Raw genomic sequence first — 16938 nt, forward strand, 5'->3', positions numbered from 1 at the left:
TGGAATGCTCGACCGAACCCTCCTCGTCTGGCCCTGATGGCGCGCCTGCTGCCTGGAACCCGTGCGCTGCGGACGCTGGAGGCGGCGGCCCGGCACCTCAATTTCACCCGCGCCGCCGACGAGCTCGGCCTGACGCCGGCAGCGGTCAGCCACCAGATCAAGGAAATCGAGGATCAGCTCGGCATCATGCTGTTCACACGCACCAGCCGCACAATCCGGCTCACCGAGGCGGGTGCGGTGCTGTTCGAGGCCTCGACCGACGCGCTCGACCTGCTTGGCCGCGCGGTCTCACGGGCGCAGAAGACGGCGCGCGGATCGGCGCTGCTGAAGGTCACCCTCGATGCGCAATTCGCGACGAAGTGGCTGATGCGGCGCGTCGACGATTTTCGCAAACAGCATCCGGCAATCGAGCTGCGCTTCGATATCAGCTATGAGGTGCGCGATTTCGACCGCGACGATGTCGATGTCGGCATCCGTTTCGGCGCCGGCAAATATCCGGGGCTTCGCTCGCACCGGCTGTTCGAAAACGTCATCATTCCCGTCTGCAGTCCGGCCTTGCTGCGGTCAGGGCCGCCGCTCAAGGAGCCACGCGACCTGTTCCATCATACGCTGGCGCATATCGAGTGGTCGCGCCAGGGCGTCACCTGGCCGAACTGGAGCATGTGGATGGCGGCGGCGGGCGTCGACGATTTCGACGACAGCCGGACCATCGTGTTCGGCAATTCGACGGATGCCGTGCAGGCCGCGCTCGACGGCAACGCGGTTGCGCTCGCCGATTTCGCCATGGTGGCAAACGACCTTTCGGAAGGCCGGCTGATCCGGCCCTTTGAACTCGGCATCAAGGTCGCGCCCGAATTCGCCTATTTCCTGGTCTATCCCGAAAGTGCGGCGAACGATCCGCGCATCGTCGCCTTTCGCGATTGGCTTCTCGAGGAAGTCGCCAAGACCCCAACCTAAAGGTCAGCCTGTCGCCGCCTAAAGGTCAGCCTGTCGCCGCCGCGCCGAACCAGCCGATCACCGCGCCGATGAGAAGCATCACGCCGAGCCAATGGCCGACATCGATGAGCGTCAGATCCCAGCCGAAACCTTCGTAGCGATGGTTGACCGAAAGCGTCGTGGCGACGAACCCCAGCCAGAGAACGAAGCCGAAGATCACCCCGGCAAGCAGGCTCGGTTCGCCGCCGGTCACGGCGCCGATGATCAGCGACATGACCAGCGCCATGACAAGCTCCGCGACGAAGGAGACGACGAAGGGCAGCATCGACTTGCTCATCGTCGCCGGATCAAGCTTGGCGGCCTTCAGCCACGGCTTGCTCAAGCCCATATACCAGGCCGCGCCGAACAGCCACGCCACCACGGCGGCGACGATTACCGCCAGCCAATTGATTGCTGAAAAATCCATGATTCCCTCCGGTCGATTGCGCGATGGAACGCCTGTTCGGCGATGCCGTCAAGCAAGGCACCAGACGGTGGTGCGCTTGACCTCGGCGTCCTCCAGCGCGCGGGTCACCGCCACTTCGTAGACGGCAAGCGGTTCCAGCCCGGCCTTCGGCAGATAGGAGCGGCCGGGATCGCCGACGAGGATGTCGGCGCCGCGCGCCTTCAACGCCCCGAACCACGGCATCAGCCTGTCGGCGAAAGCTTTGTCGTAGAAGACGTCGCCGGCCAGCACCAGATCCCAGCCCGCATCGGTGCCGATGCAGTCGCCGGCGAGGAATTCTATCTCGACGCCATTGGCCTCTGCATTGAGGCGGATCGCGGTCGCGCAGAACGGGTCGATATCGGCGGCGATCACCTCGGCAGATCCGGCCATCACTGCTGCAATGGCGACAAGGCCGGAGCCGGAGGCGAAGTCGAGCACGCGCCTGCCGCGCACCGCAGCCGGATTGTCGAGGATGTAGCGGGCAAGGCCTTGGCCGCCGGCCCAGGCGAAGGCCCAGAAGGGCGGTGGCAGGCCGATTTCGCTCAGCTCATCCTCGGTCCGCTGCCACAATTCATGCGCCTCGTCGGCCAGCTGCAGGCGTATCTCCGGCACATGCGGCGGCGCCATGAGCGCCGTGTTGTCGAGGATGAATTTCTTGGCGCTGTCCGGCGTCAGCGCCGTCATGGCGCCGGCGTCAGTCCGCTCATGCGGCAGACCTCCTGCCATTCGGCAGGCGTCACCGGCTGCACCGAAAGCCGCCCGAGCCGCACCAGCGCCATGTCGGCCAGCTTTGGATTGGCCTTGGCCTGTTCCAGCGTCACCGGCTTCGGCATGTCCTTGAAGGCGCGGATATCGACGCACTCCCAGCGGGGGTCGTCGGTCGTGCTGTCCTGATGGGCCAGGGCGCAGACTTCGGCGATGCCGACTATGTCGAGCCCGTCATTGGAATGGTAGAAGAAGCCGAGATCGCCGATCTGCATCGCCTTCATGTTGTTGCGCGCCGCATAATTGCGCACGCCGTCCCATTGCGTGCCGGCCTTGCCCTTGGCCTTGAGGTCCTCGAAGGAGAAGACCGAAGGTTCGGATTTGAACAGCCAGTAGTTCATTGTGTTGCTCCTCCTCAGGTGCCGCCGCGATTAGATATCCGCCGGTTTGTTGAAGCTCCAGTTCCACTGCCGGATTTCGACGCTTTCGAACAGCCCTGCCTTGGTATAGGGATCGGCCGTCGACACGGCTTTTGCCGCAGCCAGATCGGGCGCCTCGACAACGACGAGGCTGCCGTTCGGCTTGCCGTCTGCGTCGAGGAACGGGCCGGCGAAGGCCAGTTTCTTGTCGCCGTTCAGCCCTTCCAGAAAGGCAATATGCTCGGGCCGCGTATCGAGCCGCACCTGCAGGCTTCCTGGCTTGTCCTTGCAAATCAACGCAAACAGCATCTTTCCATCTCCGCAATCGTTCGGGATCACATGTCGGTTTCGGTTTTGAGCGGCCTGGTCATCAACGCCGACACAGCCTGGTCTATGGTGACGGTGCCGTCCAGTATGGCGGCGACGGCGGCGATGATCGGTGCATCGATCCGGCGCTCACCGGCGATGCGGGCGGCGATCGCCGCCGTCGGCACGCCTTCCGCCAGAGGCAGGCCGGCAAGCGGCTTGCCTTGCCCCAGTGCCAGCCCATAGGCGAAATTGCGCGACTGCGCGGACGAGCAGGTGAGCAGCAGGTCGCCGAGGCCGGAAAGCCCCATCAGCGTCTCCGGCTTTGCGCCGAAGGCGGCACCGATGCGGCGCAATTCGACGAAGCCGCGCGTCACCATTGCGGCCTGGGCGCTGGCGCCGAGCCCGGCGCCGGTGACGGCACCCGCGGCAATGGCAAAGACGTTCTTCAGCGCGCCGCCGATCTCGACGCCGATTAGGTCGTCGCTCGAATAACAGCGCAGGTTTTCAGCCGAAAAACGGGCGGCAAGGTCGGCGGCCAGGGCCTCGTCACGGGCGGCGACCACGACGGCCGTCGGCAGGCCCCTGGCGACGTCGGTGGCAAAGCTTGGGCCCGACAGGGCGGCGACCGGATTTGCCGGCAGGATTTCCTCGGCAATGGACGACAGCAGCGCGCCGGTGTCGCGCTCGATGCCCTTGGCGCAGAGCACCAGCGGGACGCCTTTCGGCACATGGCTGGACGCGGCCGTCAGCATGGCGCGCAACGATTGCGCCGGCGCCACCGCCAGCACGCAGTCGGCGTCGGCGAGAGCCAGTTTGATGTCACTTGTCGCCGCGATGCCGGGATCGAGCGCGATGCCGGGCAGATAGCGCGGATTTTCGCCACGGTCGATCGCCGCGACGGTCTCCGGGTCGCGCGCGAACAGCCGGACCGAATGACCGGCGCGCAGCATGGCCAGCGCCAGCGCCGTGCCCCAGGCGCCGCCGCCGAGCACGGCGACACGCCAGCCGGTGCTGGCTTTGCGCGTCATGGCTTTGCTCATCACGCCTTGGCCCCGCGCCGGCCAGAGCCGACCATCGGGGCCGAGACGCTGTCCAGCGGCCAGCGCGAGCGCGGCACGAAATCGGCGGCGTTTTCGCCTGATATGCCGGCGCGCAGGCGCTCGATGCCGGCCCAGGCGATCATCGCCGCATTGTCGGTGCAGAGGTTAAGCGGCGGGGCGACGAAGCTGAACCCGGCCTGCTCGCACAGCGCTTGCAATGTCGCCTTGATCGTCCGGTTGGCGGCGACGCCGCCGGCGACAACCAGCGCAGGCTCAGCCTTGTCCGGGAATTGCTGACGGAACCTGGTCAGCGCCCGCGAAACACGGTCGCCGAGCGCATCCGCCACCGCCGCCTGGAACGAGGCGCAGATATCGGCGACGTCCTGGTCGCTCAGCGGGGCAATCGCGGTTGCCGCCTGGCGCACCGCGGTCTTGAGGCCGGAGAAAGAAAAATCGGGCTGCACCGAGCCCTTCATCGGGCGCGGAAACGCAAAACGGGCCGCGTCGCCATTTGCCGCCGCCTTCTCGACATTCGGTCCGCCGGGATAGGGCAGGCCGAGCATCTTAGCCGTCTTGTCGAAGGCTTCGCCAAGCGCGTCGTCGATGGTCGTCGCCCAGCGCTGGTAGTCGCCAACGCCGCGCACGGCGACGATCTGGGTATGGCCGCCGGAGACCAGCAGCAAGAGGTAGGGAAAGTCGAGCCCGTCGGTCAGCCTGGCGGTGAGCGCGTGGCCTTCGAGATGGTTGATGGCGATCAGCGGTTTTTTGGCTGCCGCGGCGATGGCTTTTGCCGTCATCAGGCCGACGATCAGCCCGCCGACAAGACCGGGACCGGCGGTGGCAGCAATCGCATCGATGTCGGCGAGATCGACGCCGGAATCAGCAAGCGCTGCCTCGATGATGCCGTCCAGCGCCTCGACATGGGCACGCGCGGCGATCTCCGGCACGACGCCGCCGAAAGCGGCATGCTCCTCGATCTGGCTGAGCACGATGTTCGACAGGATTTGGGGCGCGCTGCGATCGTCCAGCGCCACCACGCTGGCGGCGGTCTCGTCGCAACTCGTCTCGATGCCCAGAACGCGGATCAATTCGTCGCTGTCTCCAAGGATTGTACGGCCTGCCTTTCCCCGATAGGAGAAAGCCGGGAAGACGGACCTCGATCCTGCCGGGGGTTATCACGGACGGCGCGCCATGCAAACAACCTTGAAAATCGGAACACGCGGCAGCCCGCTGGCACTGGCGCAGGCGCATGAAACGCAGGCCCGGCTGACGACGGCGCATGGCATGCCGGCCGAGGCGTTCGAGGTGGTCGTCATCTCGACCAGCGGCGACCGCATCCAGGACCGGCCGCTGTCCGAAGCCGGCGGCAAGGGCCTGTTCACCAAGGAGATCGAGGAGGCGCTGCTGGCGCGGCGCATCGACATCGCCGTGCATTCGTCGAAGGACATGCCGACGCTGTTGCCCGAGGGGCTGGAGCTGGCCGCCTTCCTGCCGCGCGAGGACGCGCGTGACGCCTTCATCGGCAAGGCGGCGCGAACGATTGCCGGCCTGCCGCAAGGCGCCAGGGTCGGTTCGTCGTCGCTCAGGCGCCAGGCGCTGATCCGGCGGATGCGGCCGGACATCGACGTGGTGATGTTTCGCGGCAATGTGCAGACGCGGCTGCGCAAGCTCGACGAAGGCATCGCCGACGGCACCATCCTCGCCTATGCCGGGCTGAAGCGGCTCGGCCTCGAAGATGTCGTCACTGACCTGATGCCGCTCGACGTCTTTCCGCCGGCGCCGGGGCAAGGCGCGATCTGCATCGAAAGCCGCATCGGCGACCGCGACGTGGAACAGATGCTGGCAGCGATCCATGACGGGCCGACCGGCGAGGCGCTGGCCTGCGAGCGCGCCTTCCTGGCGGCGCTCGACGGCTCCTGCCGCACGCCGATCGCCGGCCATGCGACGATATCGGGCGGAACGGTTTCCTTTGCCGGGCTGATCATCTCGCCCGATGGCACGCAGTCGCATGAGGTCAGGCTGGAAGGGCCAGTGCAGGAGGCGTCGCACATTGGCGCGAAAGCCGCCGCGACCGTTCGGGCCAAGGCCGGCGAAACATTCTTCGACGGCTGGACCTGACATGCTCCGCGTCCTGGTGACGAGGCCCGAACCGGGCGCCTCGCGCACGGCGCGCCGGCTCGCTGACGCCGGCTTTCAGCCGATCCTGCTGCCATTGACCGAAACGGTGGCGCTGGCGGTCGATGCCGGCGCGGTCGCCGATGGCGCCGCGGCGGTCGCGGTCACCAGCGCCAATGCCCTTCGCCATGCGCCGAAAGAGGTCATCGCGGCGCTCGCCGGCTTGCCGTGCCACACCGTCGGCAGGAAGACGGCGGAAGCCGCCCGCGCGGCCGGGTTTCTGTCGGTCAGCGAAGGCCCGGGCAATGCCGAGGCGCTGGCCGATGGATTTGCTGGCGGTTACGCGGGGCAGACCATCGTCTATCTCTGCGGGCGGGTGCGGTTTCCGGTCTTCGAGGAGCGGCTGCAGGCGGCGGGCTTTCAGGTCCGCGCCGTGGAGACCTACGACACCGTTGTGCTGGATTACTCCGACGAGGCCGTTCTTGCGCGCCTGTCCGCCCAGCCGGTCGAGGCGGTGCTGCTCTATTCGGCCAAGGCGGCCACCGCTATGCAGGCCCTGGCTGGCCGGCCGGCGCTGCGTGGCCTTTTCCAGGAAACGCGGTTTTTCGTGTTGTCGAGACGCATTGTCGCGGTCCTCGGCGATGTCGCCGGCGAAAGGATCCGGATTGCGCCCGAGCCCAGCGAAGATGCCTTGCTGGGGCTTTTGCAGGCGCGGCGCTGACCGGCATCCGCCTGTTCCGGACGTTGGCATACCTCCTGCCGGCATCCTCAATTTATTCCGCAGCAGGCGCTGTCGGCGAAGCTGCCGATCTCCCCCCTTGCGGGGGAGATGCCCGGCAGGGCAGAGGGGGGTGCTGTCCCTCCGACCTGTCAGCCAATCGAGCCCTCCATTCCCGGTTGGGGGATGGGTTTAGGTAGACGTTGGTGCTCTGTCACACCCCCCTCTGGCCTGCCGGCCATCTCCCCCGCAAGGGGGGAGATCGGCAGCTTGACGGGCAGCCACCAACCTGAGACAATTGCGCTCGGGCACATTTTGTTCTTGCTTTGTGCCGGCAGCTATGCTAGAAAATCACTTATGGTGCTGATTCGCCCCACCGACCCGCCGCCGAGGCGGGTTTTTCGTTTCTGGCCCCGCATTGCATCTCCCAAAACCGCTGCGGCGTTTTGCCAAAACTGAACTCCAAGCCGTGGCGTCATCACGCCGCCCCTTTTCACCGCTTGGTGATGTGCTAGACCCTTTCAACCATCCCGAAGCGAATTTTGCGGAGCCCGAGCATGGTCAAGACGCCGAAGATGCGGCATTCCAAGAGCCGCCGTGAACCGGTGACCATCGAGCTGGAGCCCGGCGCCGTCTCGCGAGTCGCCGACGAACAGGATGCCAGCTCGCAGCAGCCGGCCGCGGCGCAGACCTACGAGGCGCGGGCCGAGGAAGCGGCGAACGCATCGCAGCCGGAGCCGCCTGAGGAGCCGGTGCATGCCGACCAGACCGATCTCGAACCATGGGAACATGCCGACGCAGCCGCGCGGGCCGGCACGCAAGAGCCGACGGACGCAGGCGCCGATTCTTCCCGGGAAGCGGAAATCCCTTATCCGGCCGGTTCGGATGCGCCGGTCGGTCGCTTCACGGCTTCCGACTACAGTTTCGAAGATGCACCCAGCGGAACCGGGGCCAACGAACCGAGGATACCAGGTTCCGGCGAGAAGACAGCTGAGACGAGGGACGACCATATGGCAGCGCAGCCGAAGCGGAGCGGCATCAACGGCATCGCCGCCGGTATTGTCGGCGGCGTCATCGCGCTGGCCGCCGCCGGCGGGCTGCAATTTGCCGGCCTGCTCGGCGCGCCGGGGTCAGGCCCCGTGTCGCTCGACGCGGTCAATGGTGAGATCGTTTCGCTGAAGCGCGAGGTCGCGGACCTCAGACAGGCCGGCGCCAACAATGACGCATCGTCCAAAGTCGACGGGCTGTCGTCGGCGCTGGATCAGGTCAGGGCGGACGTCGCGGCGCTGAAATCGACGGTCGAGCAAGGCGGCGCCGGCGACAATGCCGGACTGGCAGCACTTGGCGACAAAGTCAGGCAGATCGAGACGGCGGTCGCGGCCCTCGGTAAGGCCGGCGGCACGGCGCCGGTCGATCTCGGCCCGCTCAACGAAAGGCTGGCCGCGCTCGACGCGCTGGTGAAATCGGCCGGCGACACGGCAAAGGCGCAGGAAGGCCGGCTTGCAGCGCTGGAACAGTCGGTTTCACAGCTCTCGGGCAAGGTCGATGCACAGGCTTCGCAGCCGAAGATCGCGCTGGCCATTGCCGCCTCTGCGCTCAAGGCAGCGCTCGACCGCGGTGTGCCGTTCGCGGCCGAACTCGAAACCTTTGCCGCGATCTCACCGGATGCACCCGAGATCGCGACGCTGCGCGCCTATGCCGAAAAGGGGGTCCCAACGCGCGCCGAGATCGCCGCCGAAGCGGACGCCACCGCCAACGCCATGGTCGCTGCCGCGACGCCTGTCGACCAGAATGCCGGCATCCTGCAAAAGCTGCTGTCGAGCGCCGAATCGCTGGTCAAGGTCAGGCCGATCGGTGCGATCGAGGGCGCCGGCGCCCCGGAAACCGTCGCCCGCATGGAGGTCGCCGTCAATCAGGGCGACTACGCCAAGGCGCTCAGCGAATACGAAACGCTGCCTGAAGCGGCCAAGGCCGCCGGCGCCGACTTTGCCGGCAAACTGAAAGCGCGGATGGAGGTCGAGACGCAGATCGATTCGCTCATCGCTGGCGCGATGAAGGCGTGAGGAACCCGATGATCCGCATCCTCGCCTTCCTTGCCGTCGTCTTTGCGCTCGGGCTCGGGTTCGCCTGGCTGGCCGACCGGCCGGGTGAAATGCTCGTCACCTTCAACGGCTATCAATACCAGGTCAGCCTGATGGTCGCGGCGGTGGCGATCGTTGCCGTGGTTGCCGCGGTGATGATCGTCTGGTGGCTGGTCAAGGCGCTGTGGACCAGCCCCTATACGATCTCGCGCTATTTCCGCGTGCGCCGCCGCGACCGCGGCTACCAGGCACTGTCGACCGGCATGATCGCCGCCGGCGCCGGTGACGGCGCGCTCGCCCGCAAGAAGACCAAGGAAGCGGCAAAGCTGATCCGCTCCGACCAGGAGCCGCTGATCCAGCTGCTCGACGCGCAGGCCTCGCTGCTCGAAGGCGACCATGAGGGCGCCCGCGAAAAGTTCGAGACCATGCTCGACGATCCCGAAATGCGGCTGCTCGGCCTGCGCGGACTGTATCTCGAAGCCGAGCGGCTCGGCGACCGCAATGCTGCCCGCCACTATGCCGGCCGTGCCGCGGCGGTGGCGCCGCAGCTGGCCTGGGCGGCCGAATCGACGCTGGAAGACTTGACTGGACGCGGCGATTGGGACGGCGCGCTGAAACTTGTCGACGCCCAGAAGTCGACGCGGCAGATCGAGCGCGACGCCGCTAACCGGCGCCGCGCCGTGCTGCTCACCGCCAAGGCGCAGGCGCTGATCGACAGCGATGCCAATGCCGCCCGGACGGCGGCTCTCGAAGCCAACCGGCTGCGGCCGGATTTCGCGCCGGCGGCGGTCGTCGCGGCGAAATTGCTGTTTCGGCAGAACGACGTGCGCAAGGGCTCGAAAATCCTCGAGGCGGCGTGGAAGGCCGAGCCGCACCCGGAGATCGCCGAGCTCTACACCCATGCCAGGCCCGGCGATGCCGTGCTCGACCGGCTGAACCGGGCAAAGAAGCTGCAGGACCTGAAGAAGAACCATGCCGAGGCCTCGCTTGCCGTGGCGCGCGCCGCGCTCGATGCGCAGGATTTTTCAACCGCCCGCCGCGAGGCCGAAGCCGCCATCCGCATCGATCGCCGCGAAGGCGCCTATCTGCTGCTGGCCGATATCGAGGAGGCCGAGACCGGCGACCAGGGCAAGGTGCGGCAGTTGCTGTCGAAGGCGGTGAGAGCGCCGCGCGACCCGGCCTGGGTCGCCGACGGCGTCGTCTCCGACCGCTGGGCTCCGGTATCGCCGATCACCGGGAGGCTCGATGCATTCGAATGGCGAGCGCCGATGGAGCGGCTCGGCCAGTTGATCGACAGCGATGAGGATACGCAGGAGGCATCGGTGCCGGCAATTGCGGCTTCAGCCAAGCCGGTACAGGAAACAGCCGAGGCGATCGAGCACACAGCGGTTGCTGCCGAGACACCGGGCACCGCGACCGAAGCAAAGACCGAAAACCGTGCCGGCGAGGATCATGTGACACCGGTCGCCGCGGCGGCGTTTGCCGCGGTGCCGCACGATGCCGAAGCCGTCGAGCCGGCGCAGGAGTTGACGCGGCTGCCCGACGACCCCGGCGTCGATCCCGACGACGAGGCGGATAAATCGACGCGCCGGTTTCGTTTGTTTTGATCAGGGTCGAGTGGACCCGGGCTTATTGGGAATGATTTGATGTTCGAACGCGTTCTGTCGTTTCTAAGGGACCTGCCGTCCGGTGGCGGCGCCAGCGCCAGCGCCGACGATCCGCGCGTTGCCGCATCCGCCCTGCTTTTCCACGTGATGAACGCCGACGGCGTGCGCCAGGATACCGAATGGGAACGGTTCAAGAAGGTGCTGGCGGAAAGCTATTCGATCAGCGGCGACGAACTCGATGCGTTGGCGGCTGCCGGCGAGCGGGCCGACAATGAGGCGATCGACCTTTACGCCTTTACCAGCGTGCTCAAGCGCCATCTCGACGCCGAGGCGCGAAAGGCCTTTATCGGCCTGATGTGGGAGATCGTCTATGCCGATGGCGAGCTGCACGAACTCGAGGACAATACCGTCTGGCGGGTCGCCGAGCTGATCGGCGTCGAACGCCGCGACCGCGTCGAGGCGCGCCTCAAGGCGGCGGCCGCGGCTCCTGGTGCTGCCGGAACGTCAAGCGACGAATAGACAGGATCCCGCCTTCCAATGCCGCCCAAGCCAAGCCCGAGACCAAAGATCCTGATCGTGCTGCATCAGGAGCATTCGCGCTCGGGCCGGGTCGGCCATATGCTTATCGAGGAAGGCTTCGATCTCGACATCCGCCGCCCGCCGCTCGGCGAGGCCTTGCCGCAGACGCTGGATGGCCATGCCGGCGCCGTGGTGTTCGGCGGGCCGATGAGCGCCAATGACGGCGACGAGTTCGTCCGCCGCGAGACCGACTGGCTCAAAATTCCACTCAACGAGAACCGGCCGCTGCTTGGCATCTGCCTCGGCGCGCAAATGCTGGTCAAGCATCTCGGCGGCAGGGTCGAGGGCCATGGCGAGGGCCTCGTCGAAATCGGCTGGTATCCGCTAAAGGCGACTGAAGCAGGCAGCAGGCTGATGCATTGGCCGGAGATGGTCTATCAGTTCCATCGTGAGGGCTTTTCGCTGCCGAAGGACGCAACACTTTTGGCGACGGCCGAAACCTATCCCAACCAGGCCTTCCGCTATGGCGACAATGCCTGGGGCATCCAGTTCCATGGCGAATTGACCCGGGCGATGATGCAGCGCTGGGTGGTGCGCGGCGCCCATCGCTTCGAATTGCCCGGCGCGCAGCCCGGCCGCGACCATCTCGGTGGCCGGCTGATCTGGGACATGCACCTCAAGCGCTGGCTCGGCGAGTTCCTGCCCATGATTTTTGGCAAGCCGGCGCTGCGGTGAAGTCGGTGCATGTCGCCCAAAAGTGTGCAGCGGTTTTGGGAAAACGACATGCACAAACAAACGAACTAAAGCGCGTCGCGCTTTAGTTTCGCCCCCTGAGATGACGCACCTTGCGCAGCTGTGGGAACAGCACCGCCCATAGACCGGCGACAGCGATCGCCCCGACGCCGCCGACCACCACGGCCGGAACCGTGCCGATCAGCGCCGCCATGGTGCCGGCGCGGAATTCGCCGAGCTCATTGGAGGCGCCGACAAACACCTGGTTGACGGCGTTGACGCGGCCGCGAACGTCGTCCGGCGTCCACAGCTGGATCAGCGTCTCGCGGATATAGACGCTGAACATGTCGGTGGCGCCGAGCAGGGCAAGGGCTGCGATCGACACCCAGGTGATGGTCGAGAGGCCGAACAGGACGGTGAACGCGCCGAACAGCGCGACGAAGCCGAGCATGACAAGGCCGGCATGGTTGCGGATCGGGTGCCCGGCCAGCCAGATGGCGACGCAGATGGCGCCGACGCCGGGCGCCGAGCGCAACAGGCCGAGCCCCCACGGGCCGAGTTCGAGGATATCGCGCGCATAGACCGGCAGCAGCGCCGAGGCGCCGGACAGGAGCACCGCGAACAGATCGAGCGAAATCGCGCCGAGCACGATCTTTTCGCCCCAGATATAGCCGAAGCCGGCGAACAGGGTCTGTACTGTCGGCCTGTCGGCCCGGCTGCGCTGGGCGGGCTTCGGGATGGTGAAGATCAGCACGGCGGCGATGAGCATCAGCGCGGCCGCGGTGGTGTAGGCGGCTTCGGCCGAAAGCCCGTAGAGCAGACCGCCGGCGACCGGCCCGACGATGGTTGCCGTCTGCCAGGCGGACGAGTTCCAGGCGATGGCGTTGGCGAAATCCTCGGGCGGCACCAGATTGGCGAACAATGATGACGAGGCCGGCCCGAAGAAGGCGCGCGCGATGCCGAACATGGCGAGCACGATGAAGACCGGCATCGGCCCGGAGAGGCCGCGCAGCGTCAGCAACAGAAGCGCCAAAGCGCAGCCCGCCTCGACCAGCACCGCCAGCGCCATGATCAGGCGGCGTCCAAAACGGTCGGCAACGTCGCCAGTGACCAGCACCAGCAGCAGCGAAGGCAGGAACTGGACGATGCCGACAAGCCCAAGGTCGAACGGGTCGCGGGTCAGATCGTAGATCTGCCAGCCGACGGCGACCGACACGATCTGGGTGGAGAATGTCGAGAGGAAGCGCGCCGCCCAGTAGCTCAGGAACGGCCGATGGCGAAAGGCGGCATAACGCTGGTCAGGCGGTACTTGGGATTCTGTGGTCATGATGTCGGCCGGCGGGGCACTTCCACGATGGGCGCTGGTCCGGCCAAGAGAGCCTTTAGCGCAGTTCAGCGCAGGGCGCGCGCAAAAATCCGGCCTGGATCAACAATTTCCGCTCCGCCGGGCGTTGCCGCTGGCGGAGCGACCGGACCTGCTCCGAACGCTTTAGGCCGTCGCCTTGGCCTTCCTGCCCCTGCCCTTGACGGGCGCGGGCGGGGCGGCCTTGCGGCCGAGACCGATTGCCTTGGCCAGCTGCGAACGCGAGGCCGCGTAGTTGGGGGCGACCATCGGGTAGTCGGACGGCAGGCCCCATTTGGCGCGATAGGCGTCGGGCGTCAGCCCGAAATGGACGCCGATATGGCGCTTCAAGGATTTGAACTTCTTGCCGTCCTCGAGACAGATGATGTAGTCCGGCGTCACCGATTTCTTGGGATTGACGGCAGGCGTCAGCGGCGCGGCGACCGGCACTGCCGGTTGCCCGAGCCCGCCTATGGAAGCGCTGACGCTGGCGATGAGATCGCCGAGGCCGGAAGCCGGCAAGCGGTTCTTCTCGACATATGCGGACACGATATGGGCGGTCAGCTCAAGCAGGTCGATGTCTTTGCGAGCGTTGTTGTTGTCGTCGGTCAATCTATTTCTCCGTCCGTGGGGGTCGCAGAAATTCCTAGTCGGCAAATCTGCGCAATGCAATGACGCCGCACCACGTCACACATTATTTTGAATAATAATACTAACGGCAGCGCGGGATTAACAACCCTGAGCCGGTGCTCGATAATATCAGACAATCAGCAATATCAGATAATCAGGGATTTGTCGCGCCACAGTCGAAATCCGCCCTCGAAGGCGCGTGTATTGTCGCCGCGTCTGCAATCGGCGGGCAAGTCGGCGAGTTCCTCGACATTGCCGCCGCCGATGACCACGTAATCCGGCTGCATGGCGGCGCGAAGCCGGTCGACCACGTCAAAGACGTGTTTGCGCCATTTCTTCTTGCCGCGCTTTTGCAGGCCGCGTTCGCCGACATAGTCTTCGAAACTGCCGCGCTTCTTGTAGGGAAGATGGGCAAGCTCCATCGGTTGGGCGACGTTGTCGACGATCATCGCGGCCCCGAGGCCGGTTCCGAGGCCGAGGAACAGCATGCGGCCGCCTTCATAGCTGCCGACGGCCTGCATCAGCGCATCGTTGACGACCTTCACCGGTTTGCCGAACTCAGCGGCGAAATCGCAGCCGACCCAGCCCTTGCCGAGATTGGCGGGTTCGGTGAGCGGCCGGTTGTGGTGCACCGGACCCGGATAGCCCATCGAGACGACATCGTATTGCAGCCCTTCGGCCAGCGTCTTCACCGCCGCGACCATCTGCTGCGGCGTCAGCTCCGGTCCGGAAGCGGACTTGCGCTCGTCGCCGCCGGCGCTGGTGCGGATCTTGACGTGCGAGCCGCCGATATCGATCGCAAGCACGATCTTTTCGGCGTCGGGTGCCGGTCGCTTCACCGCTTTGGCCATCTCTTTCGCCTCCCAGAAATCATTTCGATGGATTGATCCAGCCGTTCGGCGGGCCGAATCCAGCCATCGCTTCGGTCGGCCCCCAGGTCTTTGGCGCGTAGATCGCGGGCGGCGTGGTGTCGCCGAGCACCGGGCCGACGATGCGCCAGGCGAGCTCGCTGGCGTCCTGGCGGGTGAACAGCTGGCCGTTGCCGTTCATGGCGTCGCCGATCAATCGCTCGTAAGGCGGCATGTCGCCCTTCGAATCGTCGAGCGCGGTGAGCTCGACCTGCTCGCCGACCATGTCGTCGCCGGGCGCCTTGCGCCGGGCTCCGATCGAGATCGCCACCTGCGGATCGATGCGGAAGCGCACGTGATTGCAGTCGCTGGGCTTGATTGGATCGAAGACGTCGAGCGGCGGCCGTTTCAGCCGCACGATGACCTCGGTGGCGTGCACCGGCAGGGATTTGCCGGCGCGGATGAAGAACGGCACATCTTGCCAGCGCCAGGTATCGACGAAAAAGCGCACCGCCGCGAAGGTCTCGACCGGCGAGTTCGGCGCCACGCCCGGCTCGTTGAGATAGCCGTCGAACTGGCCGCGCACGACATCGTCCCTGGTCAGCGTCCGGATCGCCCGCAGCACCTGCACCTTCTCGTCGATCAGATCGTCGGCCGAGCGGCCGACCGGCGGCTCCATGGCGAGCAGCAAGAGGATGTTGAGCAGATGGTTTTCGATGACGTCGCGGATGCAGCCGACCTCGTCATAGAAGCGGCCGCGGCCCTCGACACCGAAATCCTCGGCCATGGTGATCTGCACGCTCTCGACGAAGTTGCGGTTCCAGATCGGCTCGAGGAAGGAATTGGCGAAGCGGAAATAGAGCAGGTTCTGGATCGCCTCCTTGCCGAGATAATGGTCGATGCGGAAGATCGACTTTTCGTCGAAGACCAGATGCAGTACCCGGTTCAGCCAGCGCGCGGACTGCAGATCATGGCCGAACGGCTTTTCCACCATCAGGCGCGCGCCCTGGGCAGCGCCCGACTGCTCCAGTCCCTGGACGACGACCTCGAACATGGCGGGCGGCACCGCCAGATAGTGCAGCGGCCGCTGTGCGCTGCCGAGCGCGGTCTTCAGTTTATCGAAGGTCGCAGGCGCCCGGTAGTCGCCGCTGACATAGCGCAGCAGCGACGCGAGCCTTGCGAAGATCTTCTCGTCGATGCTGCCGATGGCGTTGACGATGCCGTCGCGGGCGCGCGCCTGCAGCTTGGCGATATCCCAAGGATCGAAGGCGACGCCGATCACCGGCTCGTTCAGCGTTCCCTTGGCCACCATGGCGTAGAGGGCGGGGAAGATCTTCTTGTGGGCGAGATCGCCGGTGGCGCCGAAAAGCACCAGCGTGTCCGATCGTTCCTGGCTCATGGGCGTGCCTCCCTGTCGCCCGTCACGAGCCGGCCTTGGGTTTTTCGACATGGCCGCCAAAGGCATAGCGCATGGCGGACAGAAGCTTGTCGGCGAATTCGGACTCGCCTTGCGAGGAGAACCTGTCGAACAGCGCCGACGACAGCACCGGCGCCGGCACGCCGGTGTCGATCGCCGCCTTCAGCGTCCAGCGGCCTTCGCCGGAATCCGAGACCCGCCCGCCGAACTGTGTCAGCGACGAATCGGCCTTCAGCACGCCGGCCGTCAGGTCGAGCAGCCACGAGCCGATGACGCTGCCGTGCCGCCAGACCTCTGCCACCTCAGCGATGTCGATGTCGAACTGGTAATATTGCGGGTTCTCGAGTGGACTGGTTTCGGCGTCGGCGGTGCGCTGCCGCTTGCCGGCGTTCGCCGACTTCAGGATGTTCATGCCCTCGGCATAGGCGGCCATGACGCCGTATTCGATGCCGTTATGGACCATCTTGACGAAATGGCCGGCGCCGCTCGGTCCGCAGTGGAGATAGCCGAAGGGAGCGGTTCCGGCGTCCTTGGCAGGGGCGGGCGAAGCGGCGTCGGCGCCCGGCGCCAGCGTTGCGAAAATCGGATCGAGATGCTGCACCGCGCTGTCGGGGCCGCCGATCATCAGGCAGTAGCCGCGCTCGAGGCCCCAGACGCCGCCGCTGGTGCCGACATCGACATAGCTCAAGCCTTTCAAGGCCAGGCGCGCGGCGTGGTCGACGGCCTCATGATAATAGGAATTGCCGCCGTCGATGATGATGTCGCCCGGCTCCATCAGGGCGGCCACCTGGTCGACGATCCGGCCGGTGATCGCCGCCGGCAGCATCAGCCAGGCGCTGCGCGGCTTGGTGAGCTTGCCGACGAACTCCTCCATCGAGGCGGCTCCGACCGCGCCGGCGGTCACAAGCGCCGCGACGCTCGCCGGGTTAATGTCGTAGACGACGCATTCGTGGCCATCGCGCAGCAGGCGCCGAACCATGTTGGCGCCCATCCGGCCCAGTCCCATCATTCCTATCTGCATGGTCTCGTCCTG

The 16938-nt window shown here is 66.1% G+C and carries 18 protein-coding genes; 7 read left to right on the forward strand and 11 right to left on the reverse strand.

Translation table 11 applies throughout. The annotated features are described in order from the left end of the window. Positions 1-36 precede the first annotated feature (36 nt). Positions 37-957 (forward strand): transcriptional regulator GcvA, encoded by a 921-nt coding sequence (gene gcvA, locus NKH01_RS09920; RefSeq protein WP_023721383.1) that lies wholly within the window; start codon positions 37-39, stop codon positions 955-957. Positions 958-982: 25 nt separating this feature from the next. Here the strand turns inward: gcvA and NKH01_RS09925 are convergent, their stop codons facing one another. The 6 genes from NKH01_RS09925 to tsaD are packed head-to-tail and all read right to left on the reverse strand — an operon-like array spanning position 983 to position 4981. After that, a complete protein-coding gene (locus NKH01_RS09925) occupies positions 983-1402 on the reverse strand; it encodes a DUF1761 domain-containing protein (RefSeq protein ID WP_023721382.1) in 420 nt (139 codons plus the stop codon). A 48-nt stretch (positions 1403-1450) separates the two neighbouring features. Next, positions 1451-2107 carry a class I SAM-dependent methyltransferase gene (locus tag NKH01_RS09930; RefSeq protein ID WP_353020221.1) on the reverse strand — a complete coding sequence of 219 codons (657 nt, stop codon included), beginning with the start codon at positions 2105-2107 and terminating at the stop codon, positions 1451-1453. After that, complete coding sequence (locus NKH01_RS09935; RefSeq protein WP_352481017.1) at positions 2104-2529, reverse strand: EVE domain-containing protein; 426 nt, start codon at positions 2527-2529, stop codon at positions 2104-2106. Before NKH01_RS09935 ends, NKH01_RS09930 begins: the two co-directional genes overlap by 4 nt. 30 nt (positions 2530-2559) lie before the next feature. After that, complete coding sequence (locus tag NKH01_RS09940) at positions 2560-2856, reverse strand: YciI-like protein (protein WP_353020053.1); 297 nt, start codon at positions 2854-2856, stop codon at positions 2560-2562. 26 nt (positions 2857-2882) lie between these two features. Then, entirely contained in the window at positions 2883-3884 is a 1002-nt protein-coding gene (locus tag NKH01_RS09945) for an NAD(P)H-dependent glycerol-3-phosphate dehydrogenase (RefSeq protein ID WP_353020054.1), read from the reverse strand. 11 nt (positions 3885-3895) lie between these two features. Then, positions 3896-4981, reverse strand: a complete 1086-nt coding sequence (gene tsaD / locus NKH01_RS09950; protein WP_352588416.1) for a tRNA (adenosine(37)-N6)-threonylcarbamoyltransferase complex transferase subunit TsaD — start codon at positions 4979-4981, stop codon at positions 3896-3898. A 106-nt stretch (positions 4982-5087) separates the two neighbouring features. Here tsaD and hemC point away from each other — a divergent pair, with 106 nt between their 5' ends. The 6 genes from hemC to NKH01_RS09980 all read left to right on the forward strand — a co-directional run bounded on the left by hemC (position 5088) and on the right by NKH01_RS09980 (position 11671). Then, positions 5088-6014, forward strand: a complete 927-nt coding sequence (gene hemC, locus NKH01_RS09955) for a hydroxymethylbilane synthase (protein ID WP_353020055.1) — start codon at positions 5088-5090, stop codon at positions 6012-6014. A 1-nt stretch (position 6015) separates the two neighbouring features. Next, entirely contained in the window at positions 6016-6732 is a 717-nt protein-coding gene (locus NKH01_RS09960) for a uroporphyrinogen-III synthase (protein ID WP_353020056.1), read from the forward strand. Positions 6733-7286: 554 nt separating this feature from the next. Next, positions 7287-8792 (forward strand): COG4223 family protein, encoded by a 1506-nt coding sequence (locus tag NKH01_RS09965; RefSeq protein WP_353020057.1) that lies wholly within the window; start codon positions 7287-7289, stop codon positions 8790-8792. A gap of 8 nt (positions 8793-8800) precedes the next feature. Next, positions 8801-10417: a heme biosynthesis protein HemY gene (locus NKH01_RS09970; protein ID WP_353020059.1), complete on the forward strand. Its 1617-nt coding sequence runs from the start codon at positions 8801-8803 to the stop codon at positions 10415-10417. A 39-nt stretch (positions 10418-10456) separates the two neighbouring features. Continuing rightward, entirely contained in the window at positions 10457-10936 is a 480-nt protein-coding gene (locus NKH01_RS09975) for a tellurite resistance TerB family protein (RefSeq protein ID WP_353020061.1), read from the forward strand. 18 nt (positions 10937-10954) lie between these two features. Further along, a complete protein-coding gene (locus NKH01_RS09980; protein ID WP_353020062.1) occupies positions 10955-11671 on the forward strand; it encodes a glutamine amidotransferase in 717 nt (238 codons plus the stop codon). 82 nt (positions 11672-11753) lie between these two features. On the opposite strand, the gene NKH01_RS09985 is transcribed toward NKH01_RS09980, so the two are convergent. From NKH01_RS09985 to gnd, 5 genes are all read right to left on the reverse strand, one after another. Then, complete coding sequence (locus NKH01_RS09985) at positions 11754-12995, reverse strand: MFS transporter (protein ID WP_353020063.1); 1242 nt, start codon at positions 12993-12995, stop codon at positions 11754-11756. Between the two features lie 162 nt (positions 12996-13157). Continuing rightward, complete coding sequence (locus NKH01_RS09990; protein ID WP_023721369.1) at positions 13158-13622, reverse strand: Ros/MucR family transcriptional regulator; 465 nt, start codon at positions 13620-13622, stop codon at positions 13158-13160. A gap of 164 nt (positions 13623-13786) precedes the next feature. Further along, on the reverse strand, positions 13787-14491 hold the full coding sequence (locus NKH01_RS09995; protein WP_353020064.1) for an ROK family protein: 705 nt from the start codon (positions 14489-14491) through the stop codon (positions 13787-13789). Positions 14492-14510: 19 nt separating this feature from the next. Then, on the reverse strand, positions 14511-15887 hold the full coding sequence (zwf, locus tag NKH01_RS10000) for a glucose-6-phosphate dehydrogenase (protein ID WP_353020066.1): 1377 nt from the start codon (positions 15885-15887) through the stop codon (positions 14511-14513). Between the two features lie 22 nt (positions 15888-15909). Continuing rightward, complete coding sequence (gene gnd / locus NKH01_RS10005; RefSeq protein ID WP_023721366.1) at positions 15910-16926, reverse strand: phosphogluconate dehydrogenase (NAD(+)-dependent, decarboxylating); 1017 nt, start codon at positions 16924-16926, stop codon at positions 15910-15912. Between the last annotated feature and the right edge of the window lie 12 nt (positions 16927-16938).

Source organism: Mesorhizobium sp. M1403, from assembly GCF_040317695.1.
Lineage (GTDB): Bacteria > Pseudomonadota > Alphaproteobacteria > Rhizobiales > Rhizobiaceae > Mesorhizobium.

Coding starts and splice junctions, on each gene's coding strand:
- gcvA (WP_023721383.1), top strand. CDS start 37: ATGGCGCGCCTGCTGCCTGGAACCCGTGCGCTGCGGACGCTGGAGGCG.
- NKH01_RS09925 (WP_023721382.1), bottom strand. CDS start 1,402: ATGGATTTTTCAGCAATCAATTGGCTGGCGGTAATCGTCGCCGCCGTG.
- NKH01_RS09930 (WP_353020221.1), bottom strand. CDS start 2,107: ATGACGGCGCTGACGCCGGACAGCGCCAAGAAATTCATCCTCGACAAC.
- NKH01_RS09935 (WP_352481017.1), bottom strand. CDS start 2,529: ATGAACTACTGGCTGTTCAAATCCGAACCTTCGGTCTTCTCCTTCGAG.
- NKH01_RS09940 (WP_353020053.1), bottom strand. CDS start 2,856: ATGCTGTTTGCGTTGATTTGCAAGGACAAGCCAGGAAGCCTGCAGGTG.
- NKH01_RS09945 (WP_353020054.1), bottom strand. CDS start 3,884: ATGACGCGCAAAGCCAGCACCGGCTGGCGTGTCGCCGTGCTCGGCGGC.
- hemC (WP_353020055.1), top strand. CDS start 5,088: ATGCAAACAACCTTGAAAATCGGAACACGCGGCAGCCCGCTGGCACTG.
- NKH01_RS09960 (WP_353020056.1), top strand. CDS start 6,016: ATGCTCCGCGTCCTGGTGACGAGGCCCGAACCGGGCGCCTCGCGCACG.
- NKH01_RS09965 (WP_353020057.1), top strand. CDS start 7,287: ATGGTCAAGACGCCGAAGATGCGGCATTCCAAGAGCCGCCGTGAACCG.
- NKH01_RS09970 (WP_353020059.1), top strand. CDS start 8,801: ATGATCCGCATCCTCGCCTTCCTTGCCGTCGTCTTTGCGCTCGGGCTC.
- NKH01_RS09975 (WP_353020061.1), top strand. CDS start 10,457: ATGTTCGAACGCGTTCTGTCGTTTCTAAGGGACCTGCCGTCCGGTGGC.
- NKH01_RS09980 (WP_353020062.1), top strand. CDS start 10,955: ATGCCGCCCAAGCCAAGCCCGAGACCAAAGATCCTGATCGTGCTGCAT.
- NKH01_RS09985 (WP_353020063.1), bottom strand. CDS start 12,995: ATGACCACAGAATCCCAAGTACCGCCTGACCAGCGTTATGCCGCCTTT.
- NKH01_RS09995 (WP_353020064.1), bottom strand. CDS start 14,491: ATGGCCAAAGCGGTGAAGCGACCGGCACCCGACGCCGAAAAGATCGTG.
- zwf (WP_353020066.1), bottom strand. CDS start 15,887: ATGAGCCAGGAACGATCGGACACGCTGGTGCTTTTCGGCGCCACCGGC.
- gnd (WP_023721366.1), bottom strand. CDS start 16,926: ATGCAGATAGGAATGATGGGACTGGGCCGGATGGGCGCCAACATGGTT.